We start from the raw sequence: 14316 nt of genomic DNA, 5'->3' as shown, positions 1-14316 counted from the left end.
GAGTTCGCATGATCACGCTTTATGGCTTTGGCGCCGGCTTCGGCCTGCCGGAAATCAGCCCCTTCGTCACCAAGACCGAGGTGCAGCTCAAGATGGCGGGACTGCCCTACCGGAAGGAGCGGGCGATGCCGCCGGCCTCGCCCAAGGGGCAGCTGCCGTTCATCGACGACGGCGGCGAGGCGGTGGCCGATTCCACCTTCATTCGCGCCCATATCGAGCGCCGCTATGGCTTCGATTTCGACGCGGGGCTGTCGCTCTCCGAGCGCGCGCAGGCCTGGGCGTTCGAGCGCATGATCGAGCATCACGTCTACTGGGCGCTGGTCGGGGCGCGCTGGGTCGATCCGGTCAACTTCGCCAAGGGGCCCTCGCATTTCTTCGACGGCGCGCCGGAGCACAATCGCGAAAAGTTGCGCGAGGATGCGCAATTTCGTGTCGCCGAGAACTATCTGCTCTCCGGCCTCGGCCGCCACGCGCCCGATGACGACGTCGATCTCGCGGTACGTTCGCTGTTCGCGCTTTCGGTGCAGCTCGGCGACAAGGCCTACCTGATGGGCAACAAGCCCTGCGGCGTCGATGCCACCGCCTTCGGCGCGCTCGCCGGAATCCTGACGCCCTTCTTCGAATCCGGCCTGCGTCAGCGCGCCGAGGGATTTGCGAACCTCACCGCCTATGTCGACCGCATGATGGACGATTATTATCCGGAGTTCGCCTGGACCCCGCTGCGGCAGGCGGCTTAGCGCTCACAAGACCGTAGTTCTCGAGGCGCTGAACTCTCCACACCGTCATGGCCGGGCTTGTCCCGGCCATCCACGCCTTGCGGTACGGTGCAAAGAACGTGGATGCCCGGGCCTTCGCCTCGCCGAAGCGGCTTCGGCCGCGCAGGCGGGACAAGCCCGGGCATGACGACCTCGGTAGGCAATTCGCCCCAGAAGAAAAACAAAAGAGCCGGCCCAACGGGCCGGCTCTCGTCGTCTCAAAACTCTTGCCGCGCCTTACCTCACGAGCGTGTACTTGCCGTTCTTCACCGTGAGCAGGATGCGCGAGCGCTCGTCGAGGCCGTAGCGGTCCTTTTCGGTGAAGTTGTAGACGCCCTGGCTCGCTGCCAGCTCCTTCTCCGACAGCAGCGCCTGGCGGATCGCTTCGCGGAATTCCGGCGTGCCGGGCTTTGCGGTTTTCAGCGCCGTCGGAATGATGCGCTTGAGGATCTCGAACGCATCATAGGAATGACCGGCGAACTGGCTGCGGCTGTTCGGGCCGTACTTGGCCTCATAGGCGGTGTTGAGCGCGAGGCCCGGCTTCTTGGTGGCGGCCTCGTCGGGCTGGTCCTCGGGGTCCATGACGGGACCGGAGGCCATCAGCACGCCTTCCGCTGCTTTGCCGGCGATGCGGATGAAGTCCATGCTGGCGGCGCCATGGGTCTGGTAGATCAGGCCCTGATAGCCGCGCTCGCGCAGCTCGGTCTGCGGCAGCGCAGCCGCGGTACCGGAGGCGCCGACCAGGATCGCGTCGGGGTTGGCGGCGACGAGCTTCAGCACCTGTCCGGTCACCGACGTATCAGGGCGGGCGAAGCGCTCCTCATCGGCGATGGTGATGCCCATCGGCACGGCCTGGGCCTTCAGGTCGTTGAACCAGAGGTCGCCATAGGAGTCGGAATAGCCGATATAGCCGACGGTCTTCACGCCCTTCGACTTCATGTGGTCGTACAGCACCTTGCCCACGATCGGGATCGGCTGCGGCATCGTCACCGACCACTTCATGCGCTCAGGCGTGATCGGGAACGGCGCCAGGCCGAAATGCGGAATGCCGGCCTCGTTGGCGACGTTGGAGACCGCGATGGTCGGCGGCGTCAGTGCCGAGCCCATGATGATGTCGGCCTTGGATTCGGTCACGAAGCGGCGGGCGTTGGTGGTCGCCGTGGTGGGATCGCCGCCGTCGTCGAGCACGATCACCTTCAGCGGCACGCCGCCGATCTCCTTCGGCACGAATTCCAGCGCGTTGCGCTCGGGAATGCCGAGAGCTGCGCCCGGACCGGTCGTGGTGGTGGTGATGCCGATGGTGATTTCGCTGGTCTGGGCCAGCGCAGGCAGAGCCGGCAGGGCAAGCGTCGCCGCGGCGATGGCGGCGGTCAGGTAAAAGCGTTTCATCTATTCCTCCCTTGACGTGTTTCTTTGAAAGCAGAAATCGGGGGGTAATTCAGCCCCCTCTTTTGGTGATGCGGCGATTTAGCTCCAGACCTAGCTCCCCGTGAATTTGGCTACCATTTCCGCCGGAAACGGTGCCGATTTCAGCTTGTCGGGGTTAACGGGATCGCGGCGGACCAGGACGCGGGTCTCAAAACCCTCGATCGCCAGCGCCTCGCCCTTGTAGACGTTGTGCTTCACCTCGAAGCTCGAGCGCTTGATGCTCTCGATCTTCGTTTCGATGGTGATCCAGTCGCCATAGGTCGAGGGGATGTAGAACTTGGACCGCGTGTCGACCATGGGGATGCCCACCAGGCCGTATTTGCGGACCAAATCCTGCTTGGAGAATCCGGCGACCTCGAACAGGGTCGACGTCGAATCGTCGAACATTGCGAAATAGCGCGGGTAATAGACAATGTTGGCGGGGTCGCAGTCGCCCCACTGGATCTGGACGTCGCGCCGGTTCACGAACATGCGATGGCCCTGCTTTCGTTGCGCCTTACTTCGGCGCCATGCGCAGCGAGCCGTCGAGGCGGACCACTTCGCCGTTCAGGTACGAGTTCTCGACCATGTGCAGCGCGAGCGCGGCGAACTCGTCGGCGTGGCCGAGCCGGCGCGGGAACGGGATCGCGGCGGCGAGCGAGTCCTGGGCTTCCTGCGGCAGGTTGGCCAGCAGCGGCGTCAGGAACAGGCCGGGCGCGATCGTCAGCACGCGGACGCCGAACTGCGCGAGCTCGCGCGCGATCGGCAGCGTCATGCCGACGATGCCGCCCTTGGAGGCCGAATAGGCCGACTGGCCGATCTGGCCGTCATAGGCGGCAACGGACGCCGTATTGATGATGACGCCGCGCTCGCCGGTCGCCTGCGGCTCGAGCTTGGACATCTCGGTTGCGGCGAGGCGCAGCATGTTGAAGGTGCCGATCAGGTTGACCTTGATCACCTTGTCGAAATCGGCAAGGGCCATCGGCCCGTCGCGGCCGACCACGCGCTTGGCGACGCCGATGCCGGCGCAATTGACCAGCACGCGCGCGGGTCCATGCGCCTTGGTCGCCTGCGTGATCGCAGCTTCAGCCGAGGCGGCATCGGAGACGTCGCAGGTCACGGCAACGCCCTTGAGCTCGGCGGCGACGGTCTCCGCGAGCTTGGCATTGAGGTCGAACACCGCGACCTTGGCGCCCTGCGCCGCCAGCTTTCGCGCGGTCGCAGCGCCCAGTCCCGATGCACCGCCGGTAACGATGACTGCCTGATCCTTCAACAACATGGCGTTCTCCTTTGGCGATGGTTTCTTAGCCGACCGATATCACACGGTCCGATGGATTGGCAGCGTAGAGCTCCTCGATCAGCGCGTCGCGATGTTCCAGCACCGCGCGCTGGTTGATCGAGCCCTTGTCGGTGACCTCGCCCTTGTCGATCGAGAGCGGCGTATCCAGCAGGATCGCGCGCGTGATCCGCGTCGAGGAACCGGTGGCCGAAGACAGAAAGCGCGTCAGGCGCTCGCGGAAGGCCTCACGTACCAGCCTGTCCCGGGCGGTGACGGTGAGATCGTCGGCCGGCAGCGTCGGGTTGATCAGCCGGCAGCCGTCGAGATCGAGCAGCACCAGCGCGGAGATTTCGTCGCGGTTGATGCCGGCGATGACGACGTCGCGCACCAGCGGCGCGCAGGCCGCGACGAAGCGCGCACGCAGCGGGCCGACACTGACCCAGGTGCCGCTGCCGAGCTTGAAGTCCTCGCTGACGCGGCCGTCGAAATCGAAGCCGGCGTTGAGATCGTCGGGATCGACGGGCTTGAGCGCATCGCCCATCTTGTAGAATCCTTCCTCGTCGAAGGATTTCGCGGTGATGTCGGGTTGGCGCCAATAGCCGGGCATCACGTTCGGCCCCTTGGCGCGCACTTCCATCTTGCCGTTGTTCGGCACCAGCTTGGCGTCATTGCCGGACACGGGCAGCCCGACATGGCCGGAGCGGCTGGTGCGCGGATTGACCGACATGAAGAACGGCGCGGTCTCGGTGGCGCCAAGGCCCGTCAGCATCGGCACGCGGTAGCCCTTCTCCTTCACCGCGAGCTCGTCGAGGCTGTTCCAGACGAACGGCGACAGCGCGGCGCCCGAGAAGAACATCGCGTGCAGGCGGTCGAAGAACTTTGCGCGCAGGCCCTGGTCGTCGCGCAAATACGGCAGCAGCGATTCATAGCCCTTGGGCACGTTGAAATAGACCGTCGGCGAAATCTCCTGGAGATTGCGCACGGTCTCCTCGATGCCGCCCGGCACCGGCTTGCCGGCGTCGAGATACATCGAGCCGCCATTGTAAAGCGTCAGCCCGATATTGTGGTTGCCGCCAAAGGTGTGATTCCAGGGCAGCCAGTCGATGATGACCGGGGGCTCGTCCTTGAGGAAGGCGAGCGTCTCGCGCAGCATCACCTGGTTGGCGCAGATCATGCGCTGGGTGTTGATGACGGCCTTGGGATTGCCGGTCGAGCCCGACGTCAGCAAGAACTTTGCGATCGTGTCGGGGCCGATTTTGTCGTGTATCGCGTCGAGATCGCTGCGAAGCGGCGTCGCCATGAGGTCGGCGAGCAGGGTGACGTCGCGACCCGGCACGCTGCCCCAGGACGCGGCGATCTCGGTGCCGAGCGAGACATTGGCGGCGAGCGCGTCCGCGAACTTGCCCGCATCCTCGGCAAAGACGAGGCCGGGCGTCAGCAGCTTCATCAGGTAAGAGAGCTTGCCGTAATCCTTCGACACCAGCGAATAGGCCGGCGACACCGGGCAGAACGGAATGCCGGCATAGAACGCGCCGAACGCCAGCAGCGCGTGGTCGATCGAATTGCCTGACAGGATGACGACCGGCCGCTCCGCCGACAGGCCGCGCGCAATCAGGCCGGAGGCAATGTGCCGGCTCGCGGCGAGCAGCTCGGCGTAAGTGATCTTGCGCCAGCCGCGGCCGCCTTCGCGCTCGGCCATGAAGACGCGGTCCGGCGTCGCCTTGGCCCAATGATGCAGGCGGTCGGTGAGGCGGACCGGATAGTCGCCGAGCGGCTGTTTGGGCCGCAGATAAATCGTGCCGTCGTCGCGCCGCTCGATGTTGACGACGGGATCGCCGAACGAAATGGGCCGCAGCGGGGAAGTGCTCGCGCCGCGCTCCATGCTGGAAGAGGACGGCTGTCCGCTCATGACTTCGGCTTCACCTTTGCGGTCTTGTGTTCGAGGAATTCGCGGATCCTGCGTTTTGCCTCTTTGTCGCTCTGCGCAACTGTTGCCATCAGCGATTCCATCAACAGGCCGGCCTGCGGATTGGCCTCCGCGATCATCGGCAGCGCCTGGAGCACGGCGAAGTTCGTCAGCGGCGCGTTGGAGGCGACCTTGGTCGCAAGCTCCAGCGCCTTGCCGAGCCCGTTGCCGGCCTCCGTCACATATTGGGTAAAGCCGTAGGAGGCGCCTTCGGTCGCGCTGTAGACGCGGCCGGTCAGCATCATGTCCATCATCCTGGCAACGCCGATCAGCCGCGGCAGCCGCACCGAGCCGCCGCCGCCGACGAAGATGCCGCGCTGCCCTTCCGGCAGGGCGAAATAGGTCGAGGGCTCGGCGACGCGGATATGGGCGGCGCAGGCAAGCTCCAGCCCGCCGCCGATCACCGCGCCCCGGAGCGCAGCGATCACGGGCACGCGGCTGTACTGGATGCGGTCGAACACCCTGTGCCACATCTGGGAATGGAGGAGGCCGCCGGTCGCGTCGTGGTCCTGGAGCTCGGAGAGGTCGAGACCGCTGGAGAAATGATCGCCGATGCCGTGGATGACGACCGCGCCGATATCCTCGGGCAGGGAGGCAAAGCACTCGCCGATTTCGAGGATAATGCCGTCATTGAGCGCATTGCGCTTGGCCGGCCGGTTCAGGCCCACGGTCAGAACCCGGTCCGCCCGCTCGATCCTCAAAAGCCCGGAGGCGCCCGCGTTAGCGGTCTCGGCGTTTCCCTGTGTCATTTGCGTCCTTGTCAGAATAGTTATGTTGTATAACGAATTCTGGGGGAGTCAAGGAGGGCGGGGAGGATATCACCCCCGGCGGGGATTGAATTGCCTGGATCTCATCCGGCGGTCAGGGGTCTCTACGGCCTTGTGATACGCTGCTGTTGCCGCATCCACCGTCATTGCGAGCGCAGCGAAGCAATCCAGAGTCTCTCCGCGGAAAGATCCTGGATTGCTTCGCTGCGCTCGCAATGACGAGGTGGCAGGCTTCTCACACCACCTGATGCACGTCGATCACCACGCGGTCCGCATGGCGTGCGGCTGAGCCGACAAAAATGTGCTCCATCAGCCAGCGATATTTTTCGTGCCCCGTCTCGAACTTCGGGACCGTGCGGAAATAGATCAGCTTCGGATCGACCGGCTCACCGCGCTTGAGCTTTTGCAGCAGCTCGACCGGGCCGAACCGCATGCCCTTGTTCTCGACATAGACAACGGCGCCGTCATCCGTCTCGAAGGCGTATCTGGCTTCGAGATCGATCAGCTCGTTGGGCCGGATGGTCTGGAAGTCGGCGCCGAACGGCAGCACCTTGCCGGTGATCGCGCCCGTCACCTCGCCGCCGATAATCGGGATGATGCGGCGAACGCCGATGCCGGTCTCGCCGGCCGTGACGACGTCGCCGATCTTTGCGGTAACGGTGAAGACGTATTTGGTCTCGAGCGCCGGTGTGGTCATCGCTTCTCTCCAATCTATTGCGCTAAGCGCAGTGATCTTCCTTCTCCCCTTGTGGGAGAAGGTGGCGCGAAGCGCCGGATGAGGGGTTGTCTCCGCAAACGCAGGTGTGCGGGCGGAGAGATACCCCTCACCCGTCTCGCCGCTACGCGGCGAGCCACCCTCTCCCACAAGGGGAGAGGGGACAACAGCGCGTCGCGCAATAGGCGTTCACTAGTGCGCCATCATCCGCGTCGGCAGCCAGGTCGCCAGCAGCGGGAACGCGATCAAAATCACCAGCCGCACCAGATCCGTCGCCACGAACGGGATCACACCCTTGAAGATCGTGGAGAAGGAAACGTCCTTCACCACGCTCTTGATGACAAAGACGTTCATCCCGACCGGCGGATGGATCAGGCCGAGCTCGACGGTCATCACGATGATGACGCCGAACCAGATCGGGTCAAACCCGAGATGCGTGATGACGGGAAAGATGATCGGCACGGTGAGGATGATCATCGCCATGGCGTCCATCAGGCAGCCGAGCACGAGATACATCACCATGATCAGCGCCAGCACGCCGTAGGGGCCGAGGCCGAGGCCGGTGAGGAATTCGGTGACCTTCTGCGGCGTCTGCGTCACCGTGAGGAAATAGCCGAAGATCAGCGCGCCGATCAGCACGGTGAACACGGCGGCCGCGGTGCGCGTTGCCTGGAGCAGCGAGGCCAAGATCTTCTCGCGGTCGAGCCGCCCCGTGACCACGCCGATGATGAAGGCGCCCGCGGCGCCGACGCCGCCGGCTTCGGTCGGCGTGAAGCGCGGCAGGAATGGCAGGCCGTAGAGGCCGCCGATCACGAACACGAACAGCAAGACCGGCGCCCAGATGTCCTTCAGGCCCGCAAAGCGCTCGCGCCACGGCAGCACCTTGCCCTTGGGCAGGAAGTCCGGGCGGAAATGACCGATCAGGAAGATCGTGATCATGTACATGGTCATCGCCAGGAGGCCCGGAATGATGCCGGCGATGAAGAGCTTTCCGATGTCCTGCTCGGTGATGATGCCGTAGACCGCGAGCACGGTGGACGGCGGCAGCATCGCGCCCAGCGTGCCGCCGGCTGCGATTACGCCGGTGGCGAACGACTGCGGATAGCCGAAGCGGCGCATCTCGGGGTAGGCGACGGCGGAGAAGGTCGCGGCGGTCGCGACGGAGGAGCCGCAGATCGCGGCAAAGCCGCCGCAGGCGCCGACGGTGGCGATGCCGAGCCCGCCGCGCAGATGTCCGACGAAACCGTTGGCGGCGCGGAACAGCTCGCGGCTCATGCCGGAATTGCTGACGAAGGAGCCCATCAGCAGGAACATCGGGATGACGCCGAAGGTGTAGTCGGTGACCGTGCGCATCGATGTCTGGCCGACCAGCTTCAGAGCGGCCGTCCCGTTGACGAGATAAGCGAAGCCGGTCACGCCGACGAGGCCCATGGCCATGCCGACGGGCACGCGTAGCAGCATCAGGACGAACAGGGAAACGAAGCCGATTAAGGCGACGGCATCGGTGCTCATGATTACTCCGTCGCCTTCAATTTGGGATCGTGCATGTCTTCGGGATGGAAGATCAGGCGGTAGGTGCGGATCGCGATCAGCAGCACCGCGGAGACGTCGCCGATCCACGCGACCGCGAAGAACGGCCAGGTCGGCATGTGCATGTCGAAGGTCTGGACGTTGTCGTTGTAGGTGCCGCGCACCTTGTCGAACAGCGTCCAGGTCTGCACGGTGACGACGAACAGCAGCACCAGCGTTGCGAACACGTCGATCCAGCGCTGATAGCGCGGCCCGACATTGCCCCAGACGAGGTCGACCGTGATGTGGGTGCCGCGATAGGACGTCGCCGCGATGCCCCAGAAGATGAGAATGCCGAGCAGCATGCGACCGATATCGAACGAATCGGGGATCGAGTAGTTCAGCGTGTTGCGCAGCAGCACCGACAGGAAGATGTCGAGCGCGACGATGCCGACGAAGCCGGCCGCGATCCATTCGATCGTGTCGATGATGCGGTCCATCCAGGAGCGCTTCATGGGAGGTGTCACGTCGTGTGCTGTCATTGTTTGATCTCGGTCTCGCCGCGCACTTCACCTCGCCCCGCTTGCGGGGAGAGGTCGAATTCGAGCGTCGCTCGAATTCGGGTGAGGGGGACTCTCCGCGAATCGAGCTGTCACCGTCTCTGCGGAAGCAGCCCCTCACCCCAACCCTCTCCCCGTAAGAACGGGGAGAGGGGGAAGAAGAGAGCCGGCCGCGGCCGCAGCTTGGCGCTACTCCGCCAGCGCGTTGTACTTCTTCAGCGACGCCTTCAGCTCGCTAAGCGCCGCGTCCGGATCGGCGCCGGCCTTCTTGGCGCCGTCGCCCCAGGTCTTGACTAAGGGATCGGCGGCTTTCTTCCAGGCGGCGGTCTGCTCCGGCGTCAGCTTGTAGACCTCGTGACCGGTCTCGGCCTTCACCTTGTCGATGCCCGCATCCTCGAACTTGCCCCAGTGCTCGCCGACCACGCCGGCCATCTCGGTCGAGCAGTTCTTGTCGATCGCGGCTTTCTGCTTGTCGGACATTGCGCTGTACTTGTCCTTGTTGATCACGAACACGAAGGTCGTGGTGTAGAGCGGCGCCTCCATGTCGTACTTGGTCACCTTGTCGATGCCGAACAGCACGAGGGAGCCCCAGGGGAAGGTGACGCCGTCGGCGACGCCGCGCTCGATGATGTCGCGCACTTCGGGCGCAGAGGACTGCACATTGGTGCCGCCGAGCGAGGTGACGAAATTCGCCATGGTGGCGTGTGCGGGACGGATCTTCAGGCCCTTCACGTCCTCCGGCATCACGATCTTTTTCGTCTTGGAATGGAACGACGAAGGCGAGTGGACGAAGGCGAGGCAGTATTTGACGTCCTTCATCTCCTTCTCGGCATATTTGCGGTACCAGGCGTCCAGGCCCATCGAGCCGCCCTTGGCGTCCGAAATCAGGAACGGCAATTCGCCGGCGCCGACGATCGGGAAGCGGCCGGGCTGATAGCCGGGATTGACGTAGGTGACGTCGGCGATGCCGTCGCGCGCCATGTCGTAATGGTCGAATGCCTTGCCGAGTTGCTGGGCGGGAAACACCTTGCCCGTGATGGTGCCGCCGGAATCCTTATTCACCGCGGCCACCCAGTCTTCCAGGGACTTCTGCAGCGGGTGCGACGCCGGCACCCAGTGCGAAACCTTCAGGTCGAAGGTCTTGTCCTGCGCGAACGCGGGGCTCACGCTTGCTGCCAGCAGCAACGCCAGACAGGCTTTCCTCATCGGTCGTCTCTCCCTGTTTCGACGGCGGGCTTCGATGGCCCGGTCTCATTAATTAACATGTTATCTAATTTGCCGGCGCGTTCAAGCCGGAACTGGCGCGGCGTGCCGCCGCGTCATCTACGTCAGCCATGTTGCATGGATTTGTCGCTGCCCGGGCGCACTCCCCTTTTGCCCAACGATTATATGATATAATTATCTTGCGCGGACCGACGCGACAAGCGAGCCGCGGCGAAAACCTACAGGATCGGGAGGAGCAAGTATTGCGGACAAAAGTCGCAATCATCGGGGCCGGGCCGGCCGGATTGTTGCTTGGGCAACTGCTGCACCAATACGGCATCGACAATGTGATTCTCGAGCGGCAGAGCCCGGACTACGTGCTCGGCCGCATCCGTGCCGGCCTCCTCGAGGAGGGAACCGTCGCGCTGCTCGACCAGATTGGCGCCAGCGCGCGGGCGCATGCCGAGGGCCTGGTGCATGAAGGCATCGAGCTCGCCTTTTCCGGGCGCCGTCACCGCATCGACATGAAGGCCGCGACCGGCAAGACGGTCATGATCTATGGCCAGACCGAGGTCACGCTCGACCTGATGAATGCGCGCAAGGCCGCGGGTCTCACCTCGGTCTACGAGGCCAAGGACGTGCAGCCGCATGATTTCGACGGCAGTCGGCCGCGCGTCACCTATGTCAAGGACGGGGTCACCCACACGATCGATTGCGACTTCATCGCCGGCTGCGATGGCTTTCACGGCGTCAGCCGCGCCAGCGTCCCGGCTACGGCGATCGAGGAGTTCGAGCGGATCTACCCGTTCGGCTGGCTCGGCATCCTCTCGGAGACGCCCCCTGTCAGCCACGAGCTGATCTATTCCAACCATGCCCGCGGCTTTGCGTTGTGCACCATGCGCTCGACCAAGCGCAGCCGTTACTACGTGCAGTGCGCGCTCGACGACCATGTCGACCAATGGCCGGACGACCGCTTCTGGGACGAATTGAAGCGCCGACTGGACCAGGAGGCGGCCGACAGTCTGGTCACGGGCCCCTCGATCGAGAAGAGCATTGCGCCGCTGCGCAGCTTCGTCGCCGAGCCGATGCGGTTCGGCAAGATGTTCCTGTGCGGCGACGCCGCCCACATCGTGCCGCCGACCGGCGCGAAGGGCCTGAACTTAGCTGCCAGCGATGCGCATTATCTGTCGAACGCACTCCGCGAGTTCTACGACGAGAAATCCAACGCCGGCATCGACGCCTATTCCGCCACGGCGCTGGCGCGGGTCTGGAAAGCGGTGCGCTTCTCCTGGTGGATGACCTCGATGCTGCACAAATTCCCCGACACCGGCACCATCGGCGGGCGCATCCAGCTCGCCGAGCTCGACTACGTCACGCAGTCGCAGGCCGCGATGACGTCGCTGTCGGAAAACTATGTGGGGCTGCCGTTTTAGGAGGGTGCCGTAGGGTGGGCAAAGCAAAGCGTGCCCACCAGCTTTTGCGTTTGCTACGAGATGGTGGGCACGGCGCTATGCGCCTTTGCCCACCCTACGGCATCGGGTGCTCTCTCCACATCGTCATTGCGAGCGAAGCGAAGCAATCCAGACTATTTCCGCGGAGAAAGTCTGGATCGCTTCGTCGCTTCGCTCCTCGCAATGACGGGAGTGCCCATTTCAAACACCCGCGCAAATTCCGTTTAAAACTTTGTAGGTGATGCGTCCGTCACGTCCATCGCGTTCAATGGCGCCAGCCAGCAACGCGAGACACGCTATGACCGACACCGACATCCCTGACGGCTTCGAGCCGCTTTCCCGCAAGAGTCCGCTCACCGAGCCGTGGGAGCCGCTCTACGCGAAGAAAACCGACAAGGCCGTGATCATCGGCCTGCGTCTTGCCAGGCCGCACACCAACGGCCGCGGCCTGATCCATGGCGGCCTCATCGCCGCACTCGCGGACAACGCCATGGGCTATAGCTGCGCGCAGATGACGAACTGGACCACCTCGTTCGTCACGATCTCGCTCACGGTCGATTTCGTCGGCTCCGCCGAGATCGGTCAGTGGCTCGCGATCGAGAGCGACGTGATCCGGACCGGCAAGACGATCTGTTTCGCGCAGAGTCTCGCAAAGGCCGACGACGTCGTGATTGCACGCGCGAGCGGGACGTTCCGCGTGGTGCCGAAGAAGGGATGAGCCCCCGGCCTTTCCGTCGTCATGCCCGGGCTTGTCCCGGGCATCCACGTTCTGACTTTCCGCGTCAAAGAACGTGGATGGCCGGGACAAGCCCGGCCATGACGGAGAGGGAGACCTCACCCAAACTTCCACTCCGCCGTCTCCACCACCAAATCGATGAAGGCGCGCACCTTGGCCGAGAGCAGGCGCGAGGTCGGATAGACGATGTGGATCGGCAGCGCCGGCTGCTCGTATTTCGCCAGCACGATTTTGAGCCGCCCGCGCTTCAGGCCCTCTGCGGCCTGATAGGCCAGCACCCGCGTGATGCCCCCGCCGGCTTCTGCATATTGCAGGGCGGCGTCGGCGCTGTTGCTGGTAAAACGTGGCGTCGGCGTCCACTCGATATCGCGGCCGTCCTGGACGAAGTGCCAATTGGCGTAGGGGCCGAACGCGATGGTCTGGTGCGCGAGCAATTCCTGTGGCGTCTTCGGCTCGCCGTGGCGCTTCAGATAGCCCGGCGTCGCCACCGTGATCCGCCGCATCTCGCCGACCTGGCGTGCGACCAGCGAAGAATCGGCGAGATGGCCGATCCGCACCGCGGCATCGACTGCGTCCTCGACGAGATTGACGAGGTTGTCCGAGAGCCTGAGCTCGGCCGTGACCTCCGGATAGCGCTTGAGATAATCGGTCATGACCGGCGAGACATGCAGCCGCCCGAAGCCGAGGGGCGCCGACACCACCAGACGGCCGCTCGGCCGGTTGCGCTCCTCGCGCGCGGAGCCGTCGGCCTCCTCGACATCGGCGAGGATGCGCCGCGCGCGCTCCAGATAGCGCGTGCCGACATCGGTCAATCTCACCTGCCGGGTGGTGCGCTGCAGCAGCCGCGCGCCGAGATGCTCCTCCAACGCCGCGATCAGCCGCGTCACGGCCGAAGGCGACAGCTGCAGCTTGCGCGCCGCCGGCGCAAAGCCGCGCAGATCGGCGACGGTGACGAAGACGTGCATGGCTTCGAGGCGGTCCATCGTATTATTGCATATATTGCAATGATGAAGTGTCAAGCGGCCAGATTGTTTTGCCCGCCGGAAGGTCCATTTAAGAGAGCGAAAGACGCAGGGATGCGCCGGGATTTCAGGAGATGTTCCGATGACGGCAACTCATACCTACGCCAGCGACGTGGCGTTCACGCCGGCGGTGAAATCGATCCAGACCCGAAAGGGATCGCGCGAAGGCTATGCCCATGCCGAGCAGCGCGGCTGGCGCACCGAGGTCGATGAGAACCTCGCGGCGTTCCTGGCTGACGCCAGCAGCTTTTATTTCGCCACCGCCTCGGCCGATGGCCAGCCCTACATCCAGCACCGCGGCGGCCCGAAGGGGTTTTTGAAGGTGCTGGACAAGCAGACGCTGGCTTTCACGGACTACGCCGGCAACCGGCAATACATCACGCAGGGAAACCTGTCCGAGAATCCCAAGGCCTATATCTTCGTGATGGACTACGCCCATCGCCGCCGCGTCAAGATCTGGGGCGAGGCGCGCGTCGTCGAGGACGACGAGGCGCTGACGACGTCGCTGATGCCCAAGGGGTACCGGGCGCGCCCTGAGCAGGTGATCCTGTTCAAGATCGCAGCGTGGGACACCAACTGCCCGCAGCACATTCCGCAGAAGTTCGATGCGCCGGATGTCGCGGCAGCGCTGGCGGCGAGGGACCAGCGGATCGCGGAGCTGGAAGCGGAGGTCGCGGCGTTGAAGGGAAAAGCGAGTCTGCCTTCAAGCGAAAGCTAGCGCAGCTCCCACGGTACACCCTCTCCCCCTGCGGGAGAGGGTGGCTCGCGGCGTAGCCGCGAGACGGATGAGGGGTTTCTCCCCGCCTGCGATGGTCCCACGTCGCAATTCGCGGAGAGAACCTCTCATCCAGCGCCATAGCCGATGCGAAGCATCGGCGTTCTTAAGAACGGCGGCCGAAGACCGCCTAAGCCGCCTCCTCCCGCAAGGAGAGAAGGGAAGTGGAGC

At 64.3% G+C, this 14316-nt stretch carries 14 protein-coding genes; 4 read left to right on the top strand and 10 right to left on the bottom strand.

The window, feature by feature from the left end:
• Nucleotides 1-8: 8 nt before the first annotated feature.
• Nucleotides 9-737, top strand: coding sequence for a glutathione S-transferase family protein (locus IVB46_RS42795; RefSeq protein ID WP_135214678.1), 729 nt, complete (start codon nt 9-11; stop codon nt 735-737).
• Between the two features lie 255 nt (nt 738-992).
• Here the strand turns inward: IVB46_RS42795 and IVB46_RS42790 are convergent, their stop codons facing one another.
• The 9 genes from IVB46_RS42790 to IVB46_RS42750 form a co-directional block, all read right to left on the bottom strand.
• The gene (locus IVB46_RS42790; RefSeq protein WP_247316120.1) at nt 993-2144 is read right to left on the bottom strand and encodes an ABC transporter substrate-binding protein; all 1152 of its coding nucleotides are present in this window, start codon (nt 2142-2144) and stop codon (nt 993-995) included.
• A gap of 90 nt (nt 2145-2234) precedes the next feature.
• Complete coding sequence (locus IVB46_RS42785) at nt 2235-2654, bottom strand: thioesterase family protein (protein ID WP_085403547.1); 420 nt, start codon at nt 2652-2654, stop codon at nt 2235-2237.
• 25 nt (nt 2655-2679) lie between these two features.
• Nucleotides 2680-3441 (bottom strand): 3-hydroxyacyl-CoA dehydrogenase, encoded by a 762-nt coding sequence (locus tag IVB46_RS42780; RefSeq protein WP_038933541.1) that lies wholly within the window; start codon nt 3439-3441, stop codon nt 2680-2682.
• Between the two features lie 25 nt (nt 3442-3466).
• Nucleotides 3467-5350 (bottom strand): feruloyl-CoA synthase, encoded by a 1884-nt coding sequence (locus IVB46_RS42775; protein ID WP_247316119.1) that lies wholly within the window; start codon nt 5348-5350, stop codon nt 3467-3469.
• Nucleotides 5347-6156: a crotonase/enoyl-CoA hydratase family protein gene (locus tag IVB46_RS42770; protein WP_071916743.1), complete on the bottom strand. Its 810-nt coding sequence runs from the start codon at nt 6154-6156 to the stop codon at nt 5347-5349. Before IVB46_RS42770 ends, IVB46_RS42775 begins: the two co-directional genes overlap by 4 nt.
• A gap of 253 nt (nt 6157-6409) precedes the next feature.
• A complete protein-coding gene (locus tag IVB46_RS42765; protein ID WP_247316118.1) occupies nt 6410-6871 on the bottom strand; it encodes a DUF3237 domain-containing protein in 462 nt (153 codons plus the stop codon).
• Between the two features lie 210 nt (nt 6872-7081).
• On the bottom strand, nt 7082-8401 hold the full coding sequence (locus tag IVB46_RS42760; protein WP_071916741.1) for a TRAP transporter permease: 1320 nt from the start codon (nt 8399-8401) through the stop codon (nt 7082-7084).
• 2 nt (nt 8402-8403) lie between these two features.
• Nucleotides 8404-8913 (bottom strand): TRAP transporter small permease, encoded by a 510-nt coding sequence (locus IVB46_RS42755; protein ID WP_071916740.1) that lies wholly within the window; start codon nt 8911-8913, stop codon nt 8404-8406.
• Between the two features lie 234 nt (nt 8914-9147).
• On the bottom strand, nt 9148-10164 hold the full coding sequence (locus IVB46_RS42750) for a TRAP transporter substrate-binding protein (protein WP_247316117.1): 1017 nt from the start codon (nt 10162-10164) through the stop codon (nt 9148-9150).
• Between the two features lie 260 nt (nt 10165-10424).
• Here IVB46_RS42750 and pobA point away from each other — a divergent pair, with 260 nt between their 5' ends.
• Nucleotides 10425-11594 carry a 4-hydroxybenzoate 3-monooxygenase gene (pobA, locus tag IVB46_RS42745; RefSeq protein WP_247345988.1) on the top strand — a complete coding sequence of 390 codons (1170 nt, stop codon included), beginning with the start codon at nt 10425-10427 and terminating at the stop codon, nt 11592-11594.
• A gap of 316 nt (nt 11595-11910) precedes the next feature.
• Nucleotides 11911-12330, top strand: a complete 420-nt coding sequence (locus IVB46_RS42740; RefSeq protein WP_063980931.1) for a PaaI family thioesterase — start codon at nt 11911-11913, stop codon at nt 12328-12330.
• 116 nt (nt 12331-12446) lie between these two features.
• On the opposite strand, the gene IVB46_RS42735 is transcribed toward IVB46_RS42740, so the two are convergent.
• On the bottom strand, nt 12447-13331 hold the full coding sequence (locus tag IVB46_RS42735; RefSeq protein WP_208068779.1) for a LysR family transcriptional regulator: 885 nt from the start codon (nt 13329-13331) through the stop codon (nt 12447-12449).
• A gap of 121 nt (nt 13332-13452) precedes the next feature.
• Between IVB46_RS42735 and IVB46_RS42730 the strand changes: the two genes are divergently transcribed.
• Nucleotides 13453-14088: a pyridoxamine 5'-phosphate oxidase family protein gene (locus tag IVB46_RS42730; RefSeq protein ID WP_247316115.1), complete on the top strand. Its 636-nt coding sequence runs from the start codon at nt 13453-13455 to the stop codon at nt 14086-14088.
• Nucleotides 14089-14316: the final 228 nt, after the last annotated feature.

The sequence above is a fragment of the Bradyrhizobium sp. 61 genome, assembly GCF_023073075.1.
GTDB classification, from domain to species: Bacteria; Pseudomonadota; Alphaproteobacteria; order Rhizobiales; family Xanthobacteraceae; genus Bradyrhizobium; species Bradyrhizobium barranii.
Note: the sequence above shows the minus strand (reverse complement) of the source record. Positions and strands in the feature narration are given on the sequence as shown.